The organism is Ruegeria sp. CDSA141, from assembly GCF_059612005.1.
This window is the reverse complement of record NZ_JBXWPT010000031.1, coordinates 1-18442: the sequence shown is the minus strand read 5'-3', so window position 1 is coordinate 18442 and position 18442 is coordinate 1. Positions and strand designations below refer to the sequence as shown.

20 protein-coding genes and 2 pseudogenes are annotated in these 18442 nt (G+C 51.3%); 9 read left to right on the top strand and 13 right to left on the bottom strand.

The annotated features are described in order from the left end of the window. The 3 genes from AC2FLP_RS21350 to AC2FLP_RS21340 form a co-directional block, all read right to left on the bottom strand. The coding region (locus AC2FLP_RS21350) for a VOC family protein (RefSeq protein ID WP_496686316.1) at positions 1–317 on the bottom strand (317 nt) is incomplete at its 3' end. After that, a complete protein-coding gene (locus AC2FLP_RS21345; protein WP_496686314.1) occupies positions 318–1331 on the bottom strand; it encodes a zinc-binding alcohol dehydrogenase family protein in 1014 nt (337 codons plus the stop codon). It abuts the gene before it with no gap. Between the two features lie 26 nt (positions 1332–1357). Beyond that, positions 1358–1648 carry a putative quinol monooxygenase gene (locus AC2FLP_RS21340; protein ID WP_496686312.1) on the bottom strand — a complete coding sequence of 97 codons (291 nt, stop codon included), beginning with the start codon at positions 1646–1648 and terminating at the stop codon, positions 1358–1360. Between the two features lie 102 nt (positions 1649–1750). Here AC2FLP_RS21340 and AC2FLP_RS21335 point away from each other — a divergent pair, with 102 nt between their 5' ends. Beyond that, positions 1751–2638 carry a LysR family transcriptional regulator gene (locus AC2FLP_RS21335; RefSeq protein ID WP_496686310.1) on the top strand — a complete coding sequence of 296 codons (888 nt, stop codon included), beginning with the start codon at positions 1751–1753 and terminating at the stop codon, positions 2636–2638. A gap of 442 nt (positions 2639–3080) precedes the next feature. On the opposite strand, the pseudogene AC2FLP_RS21330 reads toward AC2FLP_RS21335, so the two are convergent. Further along, positions 3081–3276: pseudogene (locus tag AC2FLP_RS21330) on the bottom strand (transposase); the annotation flags it as partial. A gap of 118 nt (positions 3277–3394) precedes the next feature. On the opposite strand from AC2FLP_RS21330, the gene AC2FLP_RS21325 reads away from it, so the two are divergent. Further along, a complete protein-coding gene (locus tag AC2FLP_RS21325) occupies positions 3395–5098 on the top strand; it encodes an alkaline phosphatase family protein (RefSeq protein WP_299902046.1) in 1704 nt (567 codons plus the stop codon). A 147-nt stretch (positions 5099–5245) separates the two neighbouring features. On the opposite strand, the gene AC2FLP_RS21320 is transcribed toward AC2FLP_RS21325, so the two are convergent. Continuing rightward, positions 5246–5662: a c-type cytochrome gene (locus tag AC2FLP_RS21320; protein ID WP_299902049.1), complete on the bottom strand. Its 417-nt coding sequence runs from the start codon at positions 5660–5662 to the stop codon at positions 5246–5248. Between the two features lie 418 nt (positions 5663–6080). Further along, the gene (locus AC2FLP_RS21315; protein ID WP_496710075.1) at positions 6081–6509 is read right to left on the bottom strand and encodes a c-type cytochrome; all 429 of its coding nucleotides are present in this window, start codon (positions 6507–6509) and stop codon (positions 6081–6083) included. A gap of 229 nt (positions 6510–6738) precedes the next feature. On the opposite strand from AC2FLP_RS21315, the gene AC2FLP_RS21310 reads away from it, so the two are divergent. From AC2FLP_RS21310 to AC2FLP_RS21300, 3 genes are all read left to right on the top strand, one after another. After that, on the top strand, positions 6739–7287 hold the full coding sequence (locus tag AC2FLP_RS21310; RefSeq protein WP_496686303.1) for a DUF6512 family protein: 549 nt from the start codon (positions 6739–6741) through the stop codon (positions 7285–7287). A gap of 104 nt (positions 7288–7391) precedes the next feature. Next, positions 7392–8432 (top strand): PLP-dependent cysteine synthase family protein, encoded by a 1041-nt coding sequence (locus AC2FLP_RS21305; RefSeq protein ID WP_496686301.1) that lies wholly within the window; start codon positions 7392–7394, stop codon positions 8430–8432. 20 nt (positions 8433–8452) lie between these two features. After that, on the top strand, positions 8453–8932 hold the full coding sequence (locus tag AC2FLP_RS21300; protein WP_496686299.1) for a hypothetical protein: 480 nt from the start codon (positions 8453–8455) through the stop codon (positions 8930–8932). A 668-nt stretch (positions 8933–9600) separates the two neighbouring features. Here AC2FLP_RS21300 and AC2FLP_RS21295 read toward each other — a convergent pair. Then, the gene (locus AC2FLP_RS21295) at positions 9601–11067 is read right to left on the bottom strand and encodes a SpoIIE family protein phosphatase (protein WP_496686296.1); all 1467 of its coding nucleotides are present in this window, start codon (positions 11065–11067) and stop codon (positions 9601–9603) included. A 25-nt stretch (positions 11068–11092) separates the two neighbouring features. Continuing rightward, positions 11093–11470 (bottom strand): hypothetical protein, encoded by a 378-nt coding sequence (locus AC2FLP_RS21290; RefSeq protein WP_496686294.1) that lies wholly within the window; start codon positions 11468–11470, stop codon positions 11093–11095. A 120-nt stretch (positions 11471–11590) separates the two neighbouring features. Between AC2FLP_RS21290 and AC2FLP_RS21285 the strand changes: the two genes are divergently transcribed. Genes AC2FLP_RS21285 through AC2FLP_RS21275 form a run of 3 tightly spaced genes read left to right on the top strand, consistent with a single transcriptional unit; the run spans position 11591 to position 13600 of the window. Next, positions 11591–12145 (top strand): SiaB family protein kinase, encoded by a 555-nt coding sequence (locus AC2FLP_RS21285; protein WP_496686291.1) that lies wholly within the window; start codon positions 11591–11593, stop codon positions 12143–12145. A gap of 10 nt (positions 12146–12155) precedes the next feature. Next, the gene (locus AC2FLP_RS21280) at positions 12156–12545 is read left to right on the top strand and encodes a DUF1987 domain-containing protein (RefSeq protein WP_496686288.1); all 390 of its coding nucleotides are present in this window, start codon (positions 12156–12158) and stop codon (positions 12543–12545) included. Then, positions 12542–13600, top strand: coding sequence for an adenylate/guanylate cyclase domain-containing protein (locus AC2FLP_RS21275; protein ID WP_496686286.1), 1059 nt, complete (start codon positions 12542–12544; stop codon positions 13598–13600). The genes AC2FLP_RS21280 and AC2FLP_RS21275 overlap by 4 nt, the downstream gene beginning before the upstream one ends. 200 nt (positions 13601–13800) lie before the next feature. On the opposite strand, the gene AC2FLP_RS21270 is transcribed toward AC2FLP_RS21275, so the two are convergent. Both AC2FLP_RS21270 and AC2FLP_RS21265 read right to left on the bottom strand, forming a co-directional pair. Further along, positions 13801–13995 carry a DUF1059 domain-containing protein gene (locus tag AC2FLP_RS21270; RefSeq protein WP_496686284.1) on the bottom strand — a complete coding sequence of 65 codons (195 nt, stop codon included), beginning with the start codon at positions 13993–13995 and terminating at the stop codon, positions 13801–13803. Positions 13996–14026: 31 nt separating this feature from the next. Beyond that, positions 14027–14437: a GFA family protein gene (locus AC2FLP_RS21265; RefSeq protein ID WP_496686282.1), complete on the bottom strand. Its 411-nt coding sequence runs from the start codon at positions 14435–14437 to the stop codon at positions 14027–14029. Between the two features lie 159 nt (positions 14438–14596). On the opposite strand from AC2FLP_RS21265, the gene AC2FLP_RS21260 reads away from it, so the two are divergent. Then, positions 14597–15493 carry a LysR family transcriptional regulator gene (locus tag AC2FLP_RS21260; RefSeq protein ID WP_496686279.1) on the top strand — a complete coding sequence of 299 codons (897 nt, stop codon included), beginning with the start codon at positions 14597–14599 and terminating at the stop codon, positions 15491–15493. A 57-nt stretch (positions 15494–15550) separates the two neighbouring features. Here AC2FLP_RS21260 and AC2FLP_RS21255 read toward each other — a convergent pair whose 3' ends face one another. From AC2FLP_RS21255 to AC2FLP_RS21245, 3 genes and pseudogenes are all read right to left on the bottom strand, one after another. Beyond that, positions 15551–15946, bottom strand: a complete 396-nt coding sequence (locus AC2FLP_RS21255; protein ID WP_170594474.1) for a rhodanese-like domain-containing protein — start codon at positions 15944–15946, stop codon at positions 15551–15553. A 186-nt stretch (positions 15947–16132) separates the two neighbouring features. After that, positions 16133–17779 (bottom strand): hypothetical protein, encoded by a 1647-nt coding sequence (locus tag AC2FLP_RS21250; RefSeq protein WP_496686319.1) that lies wholly within the window; start codon positions 17777–17779, stop codon positions 16133–16135. A 384-nt stretch (positions 17780–18163) separates the two neighbouring features. Next, positions 18164–18442 (bottom strand): annotated as a pseudogene (locus AC2FLP_RS21245) (tetratricopeptide repeat protein); the annotation flags it as partial.

The following is an 18442-nucleotide window of genomic DNA, read 5'->3' as shown; positions in this document are numbered from 1 at the left end:
ATCATGCGGGGCCCTGGGACTTCGGTTTTGCGATACTGCATCTGACGTGAAGCCAGTTTTTCTTCGAATGCGCTCAACCCCGTAGCTGAGAGTGCAAAATGTTCGAGCTTGAGCTTCACTTCGGAGCCGACGTTAGGTGTTCCTTCGTGACCCACAAGGTGAACCACGGCGTGATCACCCGCATACAACCAAGCCCCGGGAAACGGAAAATCAGGGCGGGCCCCAGGTTTCAAACCCAAGACCTCTTCATACCAAGTAGCCATTTCAGACAACTTAGTTGTTACGATATTCACATGATCTAGCCGCTCAATTCTCATCTAAAAACCCTCAAGCACGAGCTTTCCTTTGGCCTTGCCACTTTCGAGGATAGCATGCGCTTTCATTAAGTTTGTAGCATTGATCCTACCAAGTGTATCGGTTGCTGTGGATCTGATCTTTCCATCGTCTATCAACCCGGCAACCTGATTCAGTATTTCGCTTTGACGGTTCATATCTCCAGTCCCAAAAAGCGACCGAGTGTACATGAACTCCCAATGCAATGAGATCGATTTGGGTTTGAATGGCGCGATGTCAAAGGTCTCAGGATCATCGATCAACCCAAAGCGACCTTGAGGTGTCATCACCTCTCCGGCTTGAGTCGCATAAAGCTGGGAATGGTTCGTTGAATAGATGAAATCCACGCTTTCGATATCGAGAGCCCCGAGTTGTGTGCTAAAAGGTTCCGCATGGTTGATGACATGGTGTGCGCCAAGCTCTTGAACCCAGTCTTGTGTCTCGGGTCGGGACGCCGTCGCTATCACTGTCAATTCAGTGAGAGCCCGTGCCAATTGAATGGTGATAGACCCGACACCGCCTGCCCCACCAATAACCAGCAACGTATTGGTCCCGCCGGAAACGGCATCTTGAACTCGCAAGCGGTCGAACAGCATCTCAAAGGCAGTAAGCGTCGTTAGCGGCATCGCCGCAGCTGCTTTTGCAGGTATGGAATTTGGCGCTGACCCCACGATGCGCTCATCCACAAGATGGTATTCGGCATTGGTTCCAGGCCGATTGATCGCCCCGGCATACCAAATGGTGTCTCCCGGTTTGAAAGTCTCGACCTCTTCGCCAACGGCTTCGACGATCCCTACGGCGTCCCATCCTAGAATGTCAGGTGCCGGACCTTCAGGAGCACGCCGTTGCCGAATTTTTGTGTCGACCGGGTTCACCGAAACGGCTTGCACTTCGACAAGCAAATCATGACCTGACGGGGTGGGTTTGTCTGCTTCGAATTCGATCAATGCATCCGCCTGATCAATTGGCCCGGCCGTACGAAATCCAACAGCTTTCATAGCGTGCTCCTCGTTCTGGTTCAAAATCAACCGATGACGGTCATCTCATTCAATGTGAATTCGGCGACCGCTCCGTCTGTCGCCGCCATGTATGCAGCCAGATGTGGGGCCCCCATATGAGTTTGCCAAAGCTCTCGGCTTTCCCAGTTTTCATAAAACACGAAATGAGCCGGGTCATCGTTGTCTTGGTGCAGGTCGTAGTTGATGCAACCTCTTTCAGACCGGGTGGTGTCGATGAGCTTGGTGAGCTCTGCTTTGACAAGGTCGATCTTGTCGGGGTTGGCTTTGATGTTGGCGACAATGGTCAGCTTGGCCATCAGGTCGTTCCTTTGCTGTTTCGTTGGTGTCGTAGATTTACGCCGCCGACAAAACGGGATAAACAGTCATTCATCGGAAATATAATCCGGAAATACCGACCAATGCTGCTCGACAACCTCCGCCTCTTCCTGACCATCGCCGAGAAAGGCAGCCTTGTCGCGGCGGCCCGAGAGACAGGTTTATCGAGTACAACTGTCTCCGAACGGCTCGCTACGCTGGAATCACACTACGGTGTGGTATTGTTCAACCGAACGACACGCTCAATCAGTTTGACCGAAGAGGGTCGGGTCCTGATCGATGGTGCCAAGAGCGTTCTCAGTGAAGTCACCGACCTCGACACCCGCATTCGCCTCGGCGCCGAAACCCTTTCTGGCCTGATCCGCGTCAGTGCGCCTATTGATTTTGGTCGTGGTGTTGTCTCTGATGTGATCGCTGAATTCACCGAAGAGAACCCGGCTGTGTCGATAGAACTGTCGCTATCCGATGGCTATGTCGATCTCGTGGGTCAGGGTTTTGACTTGGCTGTTCGGTTTGGGGACATCACCGACAGCTCACTCCGAATACGCAACCTTGGAAGCTACCCGCGTTTCGTCTGCGCAGCACCCAGCTATCTGGCGACATATGGAGCACCAGAACTGCCCGAAGACCTCGCAAATCATAACTGCCTGGTTATGCGTTTCGGTGGTTCGCTCGACAATGTTTGGGAGTTTGGTGCAGGCCGAGAGCGTCAGCTTGTTCCAGTCAAGGGAAACCGAATTGTAAATGATGGCTCGCTTATCCGCAGTTGGGCTCTGGCAGGCCATGGCATTGTGTTGAAGTCGGAACTGGATGTTGGCGATGATGTCAGAGCCGGAAAGCTTGTGGCACTGTTAGGCGACTTCCTCCCACCACCCAAGCCGCTACAAATGATGTTTCCACCCGGCCGACCCCAACCTCGCCGAGTGGCAGAGTTCGCGCAGTATCTACGCCGGCAAATGGGTTCGGTCTGACCCAAACGGGTACAAGCAGCTGCGAACTGTTCCAAGAGGGCAATTCTTCAGCGCTCAGTTTCAAGATCACTCAAGGACCCACAACCTTTTTGGAAGTCGCACCAGACCCAGACCATTCGATCTTCAAACCACATTTTACCACCTGAGATCATAACGATTCCAAGGCAGATGAACCCGATATCGAACTTCCACAATATCTGTAGGGACGCGCATAACGCTGCATCCCTATCATTAATTTTATTCAGAAAATCTGGGTGTCTTCGCCCATAATATTGCACAGAATTTGCGCATTAGTTTGCACGGTTCACTATACGCGCTCAATTGTCGATTGCCGTACAGTGGCTCGATCAACTTGAACGCACCGAAACTCAATCAAAAGTGCATTTTGATTGGAGCAATTCACCCCAAAATCGAACAACGCAACTCAATTGCGAGGTTAATCGCTCGACCATTTGCCGAACTCTTCGGGAAGGTTTCGCCAAGGGGTACCAGTCCGGGCGATCCAGAAAATTCCATCGAGAACACGGCGGTAGTTCGTGGGTTTTGCGCCCGTTCAGGGCGCGGACAGCCATGATAACACGCTCAAAGAACGTCCATTCCTTGTCCGACATCAGGTCTCGTGGCAAGCTGGTCTCCATTGCAGATACCAGCTTGAATAACACTTAAGCCTCGGCGTGAATTCCTTTTGTCAACACGACCTAGCCCGCAATTGCGGTCGCGGCTAACCTGATGCACGATGCAGCGAAAGGAAACACTATGACCAAATCATTAAGAACTTGTTTGTCTTTGTGGTTGGTTGCAGTCGCTCCTGCGTATGCGCAAGAACCTCCTCGCCTCGTTTTGCAACTGACCGTTGACGCGTTTCGGGGCGATCTACCGGCACGCTACTTTGAGAATCTTGGGGAGGGTGGCCTTAAGTATTTACTAGAAAACGGTGTACACTATCTGGACGCCCATCACTGCCATGCCAATACAGAGACGGTTGTCGGACACGCTACATTGGCGACCGGGGCAACACCGGCAGTGCACGGGATGATCGGAAACATCTGGTTCGACAGAGCCTTGGACCGTGTTGTCTACAACGTTGAAGACAGCACCGCTCCGCTTCTTGGAGATGGTGCTGGCGTCAATAACGATATTGAAATTGACCCAACACAGGCGGCAGCTGGCACAGATGGGCGGTCACCACGCGCTATGCTTGTTACGACGCTTTCGGACGAACTAAGCGCTTCCACTGCTGGTGCGGCCAAGGTCTTTGGAGTTTCAATCAAAGACCGTGGGGCTATTACAATGGCGGGACAAAGCGGCAAAGCCTTCTGGTTCTCAAAAGCCGCAAATCGTTTTGTCACAAGCTCCTATTATTACGACAAATACCCGGATTGGGTTTCCGCCTGGAATGACGCATCGCCGAGCGCCTCCTTTGAAGGGACCTCTTGGGAATTGATGCACCCAAAGGAAGCCTATCTCTTTGGCGACCGCGACAACCAACCATGGGAGACGGATGTCGCCGGGTTCGGCATAACCTTTCCTCATCGCTATTCTTCGACGCAAAATGGGTTTGACCCGCTAGAAAACCCTTACTTTACGACCTTTTTAACGCTTAGTCCCGCTGGCGACGATCTGACGGCGCAATTTGCCAAACGATTGATTGATGCCGAGGATATCGGGCAAGACGCGGTAACGGATTATCTGGCGATTAGCTTCTCGTCCGTGGACTATGTCAACCATGTGTTTGGCCCCTCCAGTCTTGAAGCCGAGGACACGATATACCGCCTCGATCAGACTCTCATGAATCTATTCGCGTTTATCGACGAACGGATTGGGTTGGAAAGCGTTTTGATCGTTCTATCGGCGGACCATGGCACCACTGATGCGCCGGGCTATTTGGAGAGTGTTGGCATCCGAACTGGCCTTGTTGCTCCAGACACCTGGGACCCGACGGAACAGATAGCCAAGCTTAAGGAGCGGTTTGGGATCACCGGGAAATTGCTTGAGGGTTATAATCACCCCTATCTCAATATCGCCCCCGAAGTATTGGCTCGCAGTGATATCGATTTACCCACGCTGGAGTCAGCTATTGCGGAAGAGCTTCTATCCTTTCCCGATGTGGCATTCGCCGTCCCCGGTACGGCTATCGAAGCAAACACCCTGCCCGATACCGGCATCATGCGCCTGGTCCGCAACAACTATCATCCCAGCCGATCCGGGAACATATACGTAGTCTTCAAACCCGGTTGGTTCATCGCAGACTTTGATGGTCTGTCCGTTACATCCACCCACGGGTCACCGTGGCGCGGTGACACACATGTGCCGATTATCTTTGCTGGACCGAACTTAAAACCACAACGGGTCGCACGCCGGGTTTGCACGACTGCTCTCGCATCCACACTTTCTGCCTTATTGAGCACGGCACGTCCTAATGGTGCGAGTGGTGAGGTACTACAAGAAGTCTTGGATTAGACCGCTGTGAAGCGCCAGACCTGATATCGAAGCACGCTGGGCTAGACGGCATCTTCCACACGTTATCCGCATATTCGCAGCTTCCTGGCAACTACGGCACCCGCCCAACGCAGCACTCTTTAGCGTACTCAGCTGCGGAGCAGATCTTCACGGAACATAACGTTCTGGCTTCGGAGACTGAATACTCTCCAAATACTCAGCAATTTCGATAAGTCTGGAAGGAATACGCGTAACCAAACCGTTGCCCGTATCGAATTCGACAGCAGGGCCGTCATTCAATTCGGTGATTACCGGCATGTCATCGCGAGGTTCTTGTACTTTCAAGTAACCGTCCAAGATCGACATGACCTCCAACATGGGCCACACGCCCCCCCTTCGGTCGGAAATCTTTGTTAAATCAGCAGGCTCTGTTTTCAAAGCAGCTGCGTCAGGTCCTTTTCCGGATGCATCGATTCCGTGACATCTGGCGCAATGCTCAACAAAGAGGTCTTTGCCAAGGTCCGAAAAATCGTCGGCCGCAGATACCGTTGCAGTCAAAGAAATGACTATGCTCGCAACGATCATGAAGTGCCGCATAAGCCGGAGGTCCTTTGTTATACGAGAGTTTACTACAACAGAAATGGACCGACATCTTCCCCCGGTCAACATCGGTCCTTTACCATATAACATTCGCTATCCTGTGGCCCAAAACCGATTGATGGGGACAGGCAGCAGCGAGCTCAGAACAGCATCACCAATTAACATTCGAAATTTAGCATGTAATCACGTTCGTCTCTTTGACATAAATCATATGTCAACTCGCATTTAGCCAGAACTGGGCTCGACTTGCCAATTCGGCCAAAAGATCTTGAGTGTCTGCTTACGCCTAGCTGACAACGGCGCTTCACAATGCTAGGCCTGCAATAGTCACCGGGTCAAAAAAGGTGCAAGTCCAGAACACCGGCAAACGGTCAATTGCTGACCTAGCGCCAAGAACACTAATCTACTGTTGGATGCTTTCTAAGAAAAACAATAACCCTGCTAACTCGCGCGGAGTGGGCGTCAAGACACCCTCGATTTCAACCGGAACCAGGTCTTCCGCCATTTCCCCGCCAAACTCCGGCATAACCCGAGCAAGATGGCCGTTTTCTGGGTCGCCATAGATGTAGCTTAGTGCCCGTGCTTGAGGGAAAGTGCCTCCGTTCTCCACGCTCAATGTTGTCAAATCTGTTGGCGCAACGGAAAGACCGCTGCTTGCCGGGCCACCGCCTCTACCATCCACACCATGACAAGAAGTACAGTTTTCTGAGAAAAAGGCCGCCCCATCAGCGCGAGTGGGCATGACGTCGGCGTCAGGATACAGATCTGTACACGACACTGTGGCCAGAGCAATAAATCCAGCCGACAAAATAACCCACCTTTTAGCGTGCATGCTCTACCCCGGTTTTTAATCCAGCCTACGGTCTATTATAGCACATGGCAATGACGGCAACTGCGGTTAAAAGTCAGGAAGGGTCAACTTTACAAACTCTTACAAGGACATGGACATTGCCGCTCACCATGGGCGGTGAAAGCTATTTCTAGACCTTCTATGTCTGTGGGCATTTCACTTTTGAGAATCTAAACAAAGTATACGACAATCTGGATTGGGAGATCCAAACATGCTGGAAACCTCGTCCCGAATAGTTTGGCTCGAAGCGATAGGGGCGATCCTAATGATCCTACTCGGGTCCGGGTTGCACTTTGCATTTGTTTTGCTAGGAAGTTGGACGCCAGTGGCGCTTGTGGCAGCTGTCAACGAGTCAATTTGGGAACACTTAAAGCTGGCTTTTTGGCCAGGATTGTTTTGGGCCTGCCTAATGCCGCTTCCACCCCGACTTACAAGAAGGGACGTATTTAGTGCTAAAGGAGTTAGCCTCGCAATTACTGCTATTTTGATTGTAATAGTATTCACAGCATACACAGCGATATTTGAGCGCAACTTTTTGTTGATTGATATTGGGATATTTGTTGCAGCAATTTGCATCGGCCAGATCGTGTCAATTCTGTTGCTTGCTTACGAAGATCGAATGCGTGCACTCATTCATGTATTCGGCCTGGTTCTCCTTGGGGTTCAAGCTGTCGCCTATAGTACCCTAACATTTTTCCCTCTTAATCATTGGCTGTTCATTGAAGCACATTCTGGCACGATAGGTATTCCTGCCCGTTAGATGGACAGTCGGTCCTATTGGCGACGCATGCTTGCATCCCCATGAATTAAAAAAACGATTTTCCCAAGCTTGACGGGCCTTGAACAGGGCGTTTGAGTATAGGTATGGACCGTTGGATTTCGGATTCGATTGCCAAGATCAATGCAGATGCTCACCGCTCTGCCGATACGCACCTTTTCAAGCTTCCCGTCCGGGGGCTGAAGGGCGTAGACATCTATCTCAAGGATGAAAGTACACATCCCACTGGCAGCCTCAAGCACAGGCTGGCACGTTCGCTTTTCCTCTATGCGCTTGTAAACGGGAAAATAAGGGAAGGGACACGTGTAATCGAAGCCTCGTCTGGCAGCACTGCCGTTTCAGAAGCTTACTTCGCCCGTATGATCGGAGTGCCTTTTACCGCGGTTCTCCCAAAATCTACCGCCAAGAGCAAAATCGACCTAATCCGGTTCCAATGTGGGGAAATCCACTTCGTCGATGCGGCGCCGGACATGCGCAAGGCCTCGGTTGAACTGGCAGCTGAAGTCGGTGGCTACTTCATGGATCAGTTTAGGTACGCCGAGCGGGCGACGGATTGGAGAGGCAACAACAACATTGCAGAAAGCCTTTTTCGTCAGATGGAACGAGAGCCACATCCAATTCCATCGGTGATTGTGATGAGCGCGGGCACTGGCGGAACTTCAGCAACGTTGGGGCGGTACATTCGCTACAAAGGCTTTAACAGTGAATTGATTGTTGTGGACCCCGAAAACTCAGTGTTTTTTGATAGCTTTCGAACTGGAGACAGGACCCTGACCCGCCCCTGTTCAAGTCGTATTGAAGGTATCGGACGTCCCCGGGTAGAGAAGTCATTTTTGGCAGATGTAGTCGACCGTATGATCCAAGTGCCGGATGCGGCAAGCATTGCGACTATGCTCTGGCTTGAAGGTCGGATCAGGCGGCGGGCGGGCCCATCAACAGGCACAAACCTTTGGGGGGCTTTGCAAATTGCGCAAGAGATGGAGGCTGCCGGACGATCTGGCTCCATTGTCACTATTCTGTGTGACGACGGAAACCGTTATCTCGACACCTACTACGATCCGGAATGGGTGATGGAAAACTTCGGCGAAACCGCTTCTTACGAAGCTAATTTGGCGGCATATCACTGAATTCAAACTAAGAGGACGACATGAAAAGGGTGAAATTTGTGTTTGCTGCGCTTCTGGCAACAATGGTCGCCGTGGTGTTTTGCCCCACAACAGTTTTGGCCGCCTCCCAGGAAGCACAACGGATCATCAAAAGCGCGGCTGCTGATTGCAAAAACTTCGAGAATGGAGAGTTTGATCGGGGTGACGCTGTGACCGAGATCGAGCTGCGCTCACAGTTTGGTGCGGTTAAGGCTGAACTCGTAGATGAAAGCCGGTATTCCTGCTCTTCTGCTGCCTCTATGTACTGCGGAACAGGGGGTTGCATGCTCAATCTTATCGTCGACGATGAGACCATGTCATGGCAGGCAACGGGTTGGCGTCTTATTGACTGGGGGCCTGACCGTATACTGCTTATTGGACGAGACGGTGGTTGGTGCGGAGGCGCAGGAGCCGAGGTTTGTTACGAGGCTCTGGTTTGGAGTAATGGGAAGATTCTAACCGTAGGTTCGTCGCCAGAGTAAGACCGCGCAGCGCTAGCGGTTGTTTTACGCGCTTGGCCTAATGGGCCAGAACTTTTGGATCGAGCTTTATCTGTTCGACGACGATTTCCTAAAATTTCGACTTATTACCGAAACAAAAAACTTTTCCGCGAGGGCGATGGCAGACATGAAGATGATAAAGCACCTGTCATAACGGGTCGCGACCCGGAACCGCTCTTTCAGCCGTCCAAATAAGTTCTCAATCTTGTGACGGATTCGATAAATCTTGGCAAAATGTGGTGCAAAATCTTTGCGGTTCTGTTCCGTTTCTCTGGATTCGCAAGACCCGCTAGTGAATAACCGCTTCTAGGCGATGCCTGCTATGGGTTTCAATTACTGCTCGCAGCCCAAAGCAGACATGCCACAGCAACACACGGGACGGGAACTGCCGTTCTTTGCAGTCGCAAAGTCATTCATGGGAAACTCAAAAAGCGGCCATTCAGGTTCAGTATGACGATCTCGACGATCCCGCGGCCGCACCTATGTCACCGAAGCGCCCTGTAGAACGGTCAGTCCACTATAGCGTCTGTTCAGCGAGGAAAATCGACGTCACCTCAGTTTTAATAACGCCTAACAAAGCCTTAGATAGTACAGGAGTAGACATCAACGTTTACGGATAAGCAGAGGGCGTTGCACCTCACAAACACACCTTAATCTGTATTTCGGGCAGTGCGAAAAGCGATCATGGTTAAGTCATCCAAACGTTCTTCATTCGTACTATAATCTTGAAAAGCGCTGTGAATAGCCGACAATAGATCTTCCGAACACGACCACTCTTCCTGTTCAAATACAGATACAATTCTCTGAAAACCAAAAGCTAAACGTTTTTCTCCACCTAATTGGTCAATCAACCCATCAGTTGAAACAAAAAAATCTGTGATTTGATCTATTTGAACTTCGCGCTCCAAGAATTTTGGGCCAATTGGAGTGTCCACATACCCAATGCTCAGCTTATCACCTCGGATACGGTCAATGCCGGTCTTGGATTTGACCAAAAGAGACATATGAGCACCTGCAAACGTCGCTACCCCTTTTGCTGAATCAATCTGGCAAATCGCGGCGTCCATGCCGTCGTTGGAAGTCGCGTTTGCAGTATCCTGGTTTAGAAGTGCACGCGTCAAATCGCTCAACTTGGTCAGTGCCAGCGACGGGCTAAGCGTTTCATTTTCGAAGTAGAGCCGCTCGAGGGTCGCGATTGCCAACATCGTCATGAAGCCTCCGGGAACGCCATGTCCAGTGCAATCAATTACGGCGAGCGTCGTAATTGGGCCGTCCGTTTTGATCCAGTAGATATCCCCACCAACCAAATCGCGTGGTTCCCATATGACAGCGAAATCAGCAAATGCTTCCTCGCACTGGCTTGCCGTAGGCAACAAACCCTGCTGAATTCGCGTGGCATAGTTTACGCTTGCGACGATCTGATGGTGCGCCTCTCGGATTTCATTGACACGTTCAACCTCGCGATCCAGCATTGAGTTATAGCTTTGAACAACCTTGCCAATCTCATCTTCCGACTCGTATGGGACAATTTGAGGGTCATCGTATTGCTCGAACCTTTCGATGGCTTTCAACATTTGGCCTAGAGGTCTGTTGATGAGCCATAAAAATGCAGCAGCGCCTGCTAAGATGAGCGCAAATCCCCCGAGGATTCCAAGAAGGACCACAACACTTACTTCTGTCTTTAACTCTTTGTTCAAGATCTCCTGATCAATTCGGACCAACATCGTGGCTGGCCCTGCGGCCGTCGGAACAGAAACGACGATGTCTAGACCAGATTTTTTTATCTTGTCGCATCCAATAGCAGGCCAGGAAACCAGTGTTTCCGAGCTTCGCTCTAACCTCTGTTCAGCGCAAATAACGTAGGGAAAACCCGAATAGACGGCGAGCAGACTCGTTGCTTGCGCAAAATTCCCTACTTCAACCAATTCAGCCAACGGGCGTGCTATACGATTGGCAATCGTTGCAACCTCTGCGGCAACCTGATCCGTTTGAGCTTTCTTTTTAAATTCATAGTAAAAAAGAAGCACAATGGCATTTAACACACCTCCGAGCAGGAGGGTCGCCAGAATATGCTTCAGAAATATTCGGCGCTTCAAGAATGTCCAGAGTTTACGCACTAAATGCCTCTATAGTGTCCGGCATCTAGTTCCCGATGTTCTTCATCGCGGCCTGAAGAGCGCCACGATTGTTGACGATCATCTGTACAACTTTGTAGTCCCCGGAAACCTCACGCACTAGAAAGTCTGCCGTCACGGTGTCGCCATCTTCGGTTATCATTTCAGAGCAGACGAAATAGTCATTTCCCGCAAGAAGAACCATGGGATGAACATTTGCAGGGTAAACGGTTTCAAACGCGTTGGTTGTCGTGTCCAGATAGGTGTATGAACCGTCGACCATCACCCCATCGACATGCGAAATCATGGCGGATTGGAGCTTTGCCTTGACCTCAGTTGGAATGTCGGCCGCTGTAGCCGGGTTGGACGATATTACTACGGCGACCACACACAATAGCCTAATCATATTAACCTCCCCACTAGCAACACTGCACAATTGATACACTAAAAATGCATAAATGTGTATCTTATGATATTAAGACCTGAATTGAACTTGGTGCCACCCAAGCATGACCAAGGGGAACAGATGCTTGCAAGCGAAGTCTACGAACTACGCGCCAACCTGCGCCGACAAGGCGTTGTCTTTGCATACAGTGGTTATGTAACCGAAGGTATCCTCAGTGGTGTTGGCGATGCGTTAAAGCAGAAATTAGTGTCTGAAGATGCTGACACAAAAACTCTCCGAAGCGTTTTCGCTGTTTTTGTAGAGCAAATGCAGAACATCATCAGATATTCAGTTGAACGGCTACCAGCCGACGGTGCGACCGAGGTGCTGGACATAAGTTACGGCATCGTGACTATCGGCAACGAGGCCGACGGCTATGTCGTTCATGCGGGCAATCTGATCCTTTTGAGTGACGTAGACAACATGCGAAAACGACTTTCCGAACTACGCGCTATGAATCGTGAGGAACTTAGGGCTGCGTACAAAGGCCAACTCCGGTCAGAAACTGACGCCGTCAGCAATAGTGCAGGTATCGGGTTAATTGAAATTGCGCGCCGAGCGTCAAAGCCAATCGAGTTTGATTTTATGCGGATTGACGATCAGCACGCATTCTTCGCACTCAAAGCGACGGTTTAAGAGGGTACGAATGCAGAAAATTGATATCCCGGCAACAAACCGCACCCCGGCCGTGGCGTTCGATTTTGACGTTGGCCACCTCAAACTGATTGGGGAATCCTACCCTGAGGATGTTACGACATTTTACAACCCGTTGTTTGATGCTTTGAAAAATTGGTTGTCGGATGGTTCAGTATCCAAATGTCGTTTTGACTTTGAGCTCATCTATTTCAATTCGTCCAGCGCCAAGGCCATCATGATGATCATGGAGCTTTTGGATTCCGCTGCTGAGGCGGGGAAAAGCGTTGACGTCTATTGGTTTCACGACCCCGAAGACGAGACCATGGAAGAACTTGGGGAGGAGTTTGGGGAAGACCTGAAACATGCCAAGTTCACACTGGAAAAGTTGTTGGATCGATGACTATCGACGATCTCTTTGTTCGCGAGAATGAGGCTTTGGAAGTCGCGGAAGCAGCTTTAAACAGTGGACAATTTCCGAATGATGAAACACGCAAATCAATTGAAAACCTTGTCGGAGAATACAGAAAGCTGCTCAGAACCACGCGGCGCATGATGCGATTGAGTGATCGTAACGAGCGGGAACTGAATGCACTAGCCGAAAAACAGCGCATCGCCGCCGAAGAGGTTACCCAAAAAAACCAAGAGCTTGAGGCATTGTCAGGAAAGCTTGCCAAGTACTTATCGCCTCAAGTCTACAACTCGATCTTTTCCGGTCGCCAAGAAGTTAAACTCGCGAGTAAGCGAAAAAAGCTGACAGTGTTTTTCTCGGACGTCGCCGGCTTCACAGAGCTTACGGATCAGATGGAGTCGGAAGATTTAACAGAACTCCTGAACAGCTACCTGACCGAAATGGCGGAAGTCGCTCTGAACCACGGTGCGACGATAGATAAGTTTATCGGCGACGCAATCCTTGTCTTCTTTGGAGATCCGGAGACTAAAGGGGTGCGGGAAGATGCTTTGACATGCGTGAGAATGGCAATTGCAATGCGAGACAAGTTGACAGAGTTACGGGCAAAATGGAGCCGTCATGGAATAAGGCAACATTTACAATGCCGTATAGGTATCAATACAGGCTTTTGTACGGTTGGGAATTTTGGAAGTGACGACCGAATGGATTACACCATTATCGGCGGCGCTGTGAACGTGGCATCAAGGTTGGAGCATCAGGCCGAGGAAGGAGAGATTTACATCTCGTACGAAACCTGGGCGCACGTGAACCACGAAATAGAGACCGAAGAAGTTGGAGCTATCCAAGTCAAAGGCGTGGCTCAACCTGTCATGACATACCGCGTCTTGGGTCAAAAGAAATCGAGACCGCGCGCAGAAAAAGTAGTATATGAAAACCCGAATTTTCAAATGGTGTTGGACCCGAGCTCGATGACACCAGAAGAACGCGCCGCAAGCTTAGAGATACTTAAGACGGCGCTTGCATCACTCCGCAAAAACGAACACTGAGGTCGCGCAGCCAGTGTTTGAACGTGTCTCGGCAAATTTCCACGAATACTCAAGAATTGTTCCATGCTGTGGACAAGGTCAGTTTTGTTCGTAGACCTGAATTAGATGCAACCGGCCTCAAGCTGCCCTTCGCGGTTAAACAAACCAAGCCGAAAATTTTGGCCGATTATACCTAGGAATTTGAGGCCTAATTTATTTGATCACGCGGGCTTTATCAGTGTTTCCAAATATTCTCGAGTGTCGGCGTCCCACGAGCTGGGGTCCTCTCCATGGGCGACCACCGCGTGCAGTTCCATGAGCTTCCAGACTTCGTCCTTGGTCGCAGCAAGTACTTTACCTGGGCAGGCTTCCATGCCCTCGCAATCCTTGCAGGCATATGAGTATGCAGTGTTCATCGCTTTCTCCTCCGTGCGCTCGGAAAGTTGGTTAGAACTCAAGAAACGTCGGCAGCCCGTCGTCGAGTTTTATCCATGGCTGCTGATGTGATACGAAGACGTGGGCCTTGGGCTGCGCAATCGATGGGTCGTCCAACGTCACGGCAGAAAACCACGCGTCAGCGCTCCAGTCTTGGCCCTCAACTTCATTTAGGGCGGCATAGGTCAACGTCGTTCCACAGTCCCGACAAAATCCGCGGCGAATACCCGGAGTTTTCTCAATGTGTTGGATTTCGCCTTTGATAACGGCGAAGTCTTCGGCGGCTACCTTAGCCCAAGTTACAAAGGCACCGCCAAGGGCCATTTGGCATGAACGACAATGGCAATGTCCCGACCAGACAGGTGGTGTCGCGATCTGGTATCGAACCGCACCACAGTAGCATCCACCTTGAATTTTTTCCATCGTATCAAGATCTCCCGGCATGCGGCTAGACTGACATCCGTGATGATGCCTATGCCTATTTTTCTTGGAGCTTATAAACAGATTTCGATATGAATATTGTCAAGAAAACCGATATCATGCGACTCAAATAGTCTAACAAAACATTAGAAAATCTACAGTATGGATTGGTTGCACCTTCCCCCGATGAACGCTTTGCGCGCCTTCTCAGCAGTTGCGGAAGCAGGGAGTTACACCGTGGCGGCTGAACGCTTGAACGTGACCCAAGCGGCCGTCAGCCAGCAGGTAAAATCGTTGGAAAGGCATTTGGGTGTAGCTCTCGTTGCCAGACGTGGGCGCAGCATTGAATTGACAGAGCCAGGCATCATTCTGGCACGTGAACTGGGTATCGGTTTTGAAATTATCGGAAGGGGTGTCGAACGACTGGCGGAACATGCAGGGCACCGCCCCGTTCAAGTGACCATGTCACCCGCATTCGCGGTAGAGTGGCTATTGCCGAGAATGGCAGAGTTTCAACGTCAACATCCAGAGATCACTTTGATGCTGAACCCAACCTCGGAGCTGGTTCAGATAAGACCAGGTGGTATCGATGTCGCCATTCGGTATCACGACAGACGCATGCCGAGAAATGAAGAGGATACTGTGCTTGTCTCCGACATGGTCGTGATCGGAGCACCTTCACTGGTGGAAGGCCAAGATCTGCGTGACCCGGCCTCTTTAACGAAGCTGCCCTGGTTGCAGGAACTAGGCACAAACGAGGCGGCCGACTGGTTCACCTATCATGGGGTCGCACCTCTCGAGCCATTGACGATAAATCACATGCCGGGGAACCTGATCATGACTGCGGTTCGCCGGGGTGACGGGATCACGTATTCTGCCAGAGCTTTTTTTGAGGACGATCTGTCATCTGGTCGAATGATTGAGTTGTTCTCTGAGCCACTCTTCGGCGTCTACTACATCCAGACTCAAGCAGAATTTCAGCGTCCCGAGGCTAAGGTGTTCGTCAACTGGCTTAAGTCTCAGTCGCAAGTCGTATCGAGACACAACTCTGGAAGTTGAGAAGTATCTATTTACTCCCCTGCTCTGTTTGCTCGAGACCGTTGGTTTCGCCGTTTTTTAAGGCTGCTTTGTGGAGGAGCCAGCTGCGATCAGAGCCGCCATCCCTCCATCGATGAACTGCACGTTTTGAAAACCCATCGCTGTCAATACATTTGCCGCTGCCGCGCCTCGGTAGCTCGGAGCTCCGCCACAAGTGGTGAAAATTCGCCTTCCACGATCCTGTAACTCTTGAGATCTATATTCACTTTCAAGGTCTGCCATCCAAGCGACGGCGCGACCAGGAGCCGGAATTGCTCTAGGGCTGATACCTGTAGCCGCCATTTCAGCGCTATCCCTCACGTCCACTACAAGTGCGTTGGGGTCTTCGATCAGTACTGCCAGCGCGTCAGTTGCTGAAATCGGATTTGCTTTGGATATTTCCTGAGCTTCCATTTGTGCGAATGTTAAGACCATATTGCCCCCCGACTGCAAATCCTGCGCTATGCTACCATGCGGCTGATTTACCGCAAATCGGCACCGAAGCGATGCTTGGCAGTCTTGTCGTCGTCCAGACTGTTGCCATCAACGAAGTTAAATAAGTCCCGGTCAACGGCAGAAGCGGGCCTCGCAAATACCCCGGCCATTGCTGTTGATCAGTGATTACTGGGCGGCCAAAGCCTTCTGTCTGCAATAACACGATGCCTTGATCGGCACCTCGGCGCGAGCAGTGGCCTTGTCCAGTTGTGGCTTAATGTGGGCGGCTTCGACCGTTTTACCGCGCTGGGTGAGACATTCGTGCAAGCCATGCAGGCTCCAGACGTTGCCCGGATGCTGACAGGCCCGGCTAAGCGTTGCATCCAGGCCAAGGTCTGCACGGTAAACAGCTTCGGCTTCCTCCATCTGGCCCTGCTCAAGAAGAAGAGCACCCAGCGCATGACGGGTGGGTTGCATCCAGCCCCAGGGCTCGTCGTATGGCAAGTTGTCGTCGATCTCGACTGACTTTCGCAGGTGGTCAAAGGCCGTTTCGTGCTCTCCTGCGTGATAGGCCAACTCACCCAGCATCATTTGCTCAGCGACCTTCAGAATGTCCCGGCATGTGTTGTTGAACAGCATTCGGGTCTCAGGAACTCTGGCCAGAGCATCATAGAACTTAGCTTTTTCACTCTCGGCTTCGGCGACCCTGTGTAGGTTGGCTAAGGCAACGGTCCTTGCATACCGCATCATGGCAATGGTCACGCTGTAAAGCTCTTCATCCTCTGGCAGATCCTGATCGAGAATATCCTGCCAGAGACCAAACCTGATCAGCACATGTTGCTTCATTGGAATGAAGCCTTCAAACCAGTCCGCCATAGGCCGAAGAGTGTCTGACGGCAAGGTGTCGATCAGCTCATCGGCGGCTTCGATTGCTGCCGATGGTTGCCCCAAGAACATCGCACCGTATATTTTAAAGTGATAGTTGTGGCACCGATAGACGGAATAGAAATTGTCAGGGCCTTCGCGCTTCAGAAACTTGCGATCTGCCAATATGGCTTTGTGATTGCGCAGTACCACGTTCATGTAGTCTCCGCACAACACGTCGATATGGGTCGGCATGTGCAACAAATGCCCGGCCTCGGGCACCAGCGTGCTGAGCACATCGCCGTGACGCAGTGCCCGTTCGGGGTGGGGCGACATTTCCATCAGGTGAATGTACATGTGCAATAGTCCTGCGTGCTCCCATGCTCCGGAAAGTGTATCGAACGCATTTTCGAGCACGGATATTGCCTCGAGCGTATCGGCCCCTTCGGCGGGCTTTCCGGTCGGCAAATCCCAAAGCTGCCAAGGTGTCCGGTTCATGAGCGACTCGGCCAGAATCGCAGACACGTCCAGGTCCTGATCGAATTCGGTGTGAACCTTTCGCATCGCATCAGCGAAGGCATCATTCCACGGGCTGAAATCCTCAATATCCGATGAAGATGGATAACGCGCTGGAATGGCATCGATTAGCGCGCGTTCAACATGAGTCAGCCGCTCCTTTAACGACGCAGCAGCCTCGATTGACGCTTTCGCCAAGGCGATACAGTCAGGCTTTTCGTCTTCTTCGAATGTTTCCCAGGGCTTGTTGTAGTTCGGCCCAATACAATACGCGATGCCCCAGTGCGCCATTGCGCAATTTGGATCCGCAGCTACAGCATTCTGAAAGCATACAATCGCTTCTTCGTGGTTGTAGGCGTAAGTCCAAGCCAAACCAAGATCAAACCAAAGCTGGGCTTCGTCCGACGAGGTTGTGATCTTTCGGCTGTAGCTACCGAGATCATAGTATTCCATCACAATAACCCCCTAATTAGAGGTAGGAGGTTACCACAATGGGCTGTTTCTCGATACTGGCGACATCAAAGCCGACCCAAGGCATAGACCCGTCTTATATGAACTCCATTGATCGAAGCACTCTTCTTGGCGACTGATCAACTTGTCGGCCGCGTGAGTGACGCGCCGTCCAATCCCTCCACTGTAGCCCACCGACAAGACCACAAACACCGCTCGCACACACCTAAGACGGGCTTTTGAGAAAGCTGATGTCAGCAGTCAGATTGGTCTTTTCCGCCATCTAACACTTTTGGGGCTTGGTAGCGTCGTGCGACAGCTTCCGTTCTAAGTGGTGTTGAAAACGTGTAATTTGGGCTCATTGCGGGCGTCAAAAATTCAGGCACCCTATCCTTCTAGCGTGGCAACTGCGTGGTCGTGAGAGGTATGCGGTCGATGCATGTTGAGAATGCGTCGTGCTTCATTCGATTGCCCAGAAATTGCAAGCGCATGAGCCAACGTAAACTCGACAATGTCGCGTTGCGCCCGGCTGCCGCCTAGGCGTTCGTGCTCAGACATGACACTTACAAATTTCTCAATCGCTTCATCCGCATTTCCATCCGCCAACGCACGGAATGCGCCTGCGACAGAGGCAACGGTGGGGCCTGCGGGGCCCTTTGCGCCGTC

What these genes read in the sequence shown, in the direction of transcription:
- AC2FLP_RS21290 (WP_496686294.1), bottom strand. Translation starts at nt 11,470, where the DNA reads ATGATTAGGCTATTGTGTGTGGTCGCCGTAGTAATATCGTCCAACCCG.
- AC2FLP_RS21265 (WP_496686282.1), bottom strand. Translation starts at nt 14,437, where the DNA reads ATGGAAAAAATTCAAGGTGGATGCTACTGTGGTGCGGTTCGATACCAG.
- AC2FLP_RS21335 (WP_496686310.1), top strand. Translation starts at nt 1,751, where the DNA reads ATGCTGCTCGACAACCTCCGCCTCTTCCTGACCATCGCCGAGAAAGGC.
- AC2FLP_RS21275 (WP_496686286.1), top strand. Translation starts at nt 12,542, where the DNA reads ATGACTATCGACGATCTCTTTGTTCGCGAGAATGAGGCTTTGGAAGTC.
- AC2FLP_RS21315 (WP_496710075.1), bottom strand. Translation starts at nt 6,509, where the DNA reads ATGCACGCTAAAAGGTGGGTTATTTTGTCGGCTGGATTTATTGCTCTG.
- AC2FLP_RS21255 (WP_170594474.1), bottom strand. Translation starts at nt 15,946, where the DNA reads ATGGTCTTAACATTCGCACAAATGGAAGCTCAGGAAATATCCAAAGCA.
- AC2FLP_RS21310 (WP_496686303.1), top strand. Translation starts at nt 6,739, where the DNA reads ATGCTGGAAACCTCGTCCCGAATAGTTTGGCTCGAAGCGATAGGGGCG.
- AC2FLP_RS21320 (WP_299902049.1), bottom strand. Translation starts at nt 5,662, where the DNA reads ATGATCGTTGCGAGCATAGTCATTTCTTTGACTGCAACGGTATCTGCG.
- AC2FLP_RS21260 (WP_496686279.1), top strand. Translation starts at nt 14,597, where the DNA reads ATGGATTGGTTGCACCTTCCCCCGATGAACGCTTTGCGCGCCTTCTCA.
- AC2FLP_RS21325 (WP_299902046.1), top strand. Translation starts at nt 3,395, where the DNA reads ATGACCAAATCATTAAGAACTTGTTTGTCTTTGTGGTTGGTTGCAGTC.
- AC2FLP_RS21305 (WP_496686301.1), top strand. Translation starts at nt 7,392, where the DNA reads ATGGACCGTTGGATTTCGGATTCGATTGCCAAGATCAATGCAGATGCT.
- AC2FLP_RS21270 (WP_496686284.1), bottom strand. Translation starts at nt 13,995, where the DNA reads ATGAACACTGCATACTCATATGCCTGCAAGGATTGCGAGGGCATGGAA.
- AC2FLP_RS21345 (WP_496686314.1), bottom strand. Translation starts at nt 1,331, where the DNA reads ATGAAAGCTGTTGGATTTCGTACGGCCGGGCCAATTGATCAGGCGGAT.
- AC2FLP_RS21340 (WP_496686312.1), bottom strand. Translation starts at nt 1,648, where the DNA reads ATGGCCAAGCTGACCATTGTCGCCAACATCAAAGCCAACCCCGACAAG.
- AC2FLP_RS21300 (WP_496686299.1), top strand. Translation starts at nt 8,453, where the DNA reads ATGAAAAGGGTGAAATTTGTGTTTGCTGCGCTTCTGGCAACAATGGTC.
- AC2FLP_RS21250 (WP_496686319.1), bottom strand. Translation starts at nt 17,779, where the DNA reads ATGGAATACTATGATCTCGGTAGCTACAGCCGAAAGATCACAACCTCG.
- AC2FLP_RS21285 (WP_496686291.1), top strand. Translation starts at nt 11,591, where the DNA reads ATGCTTGCAAGCGAAGTCTACGAACTACGCGCCAACCTGCGCCGACAA.
- AC2FLP_RS21280 (WP_496686288.1), top strand. Translation starts at nt 12,156, where the DNA reads ATGCAGAAAATTGATATCCCGGCAACAAACCGCACCCCGGCCGTGGCG.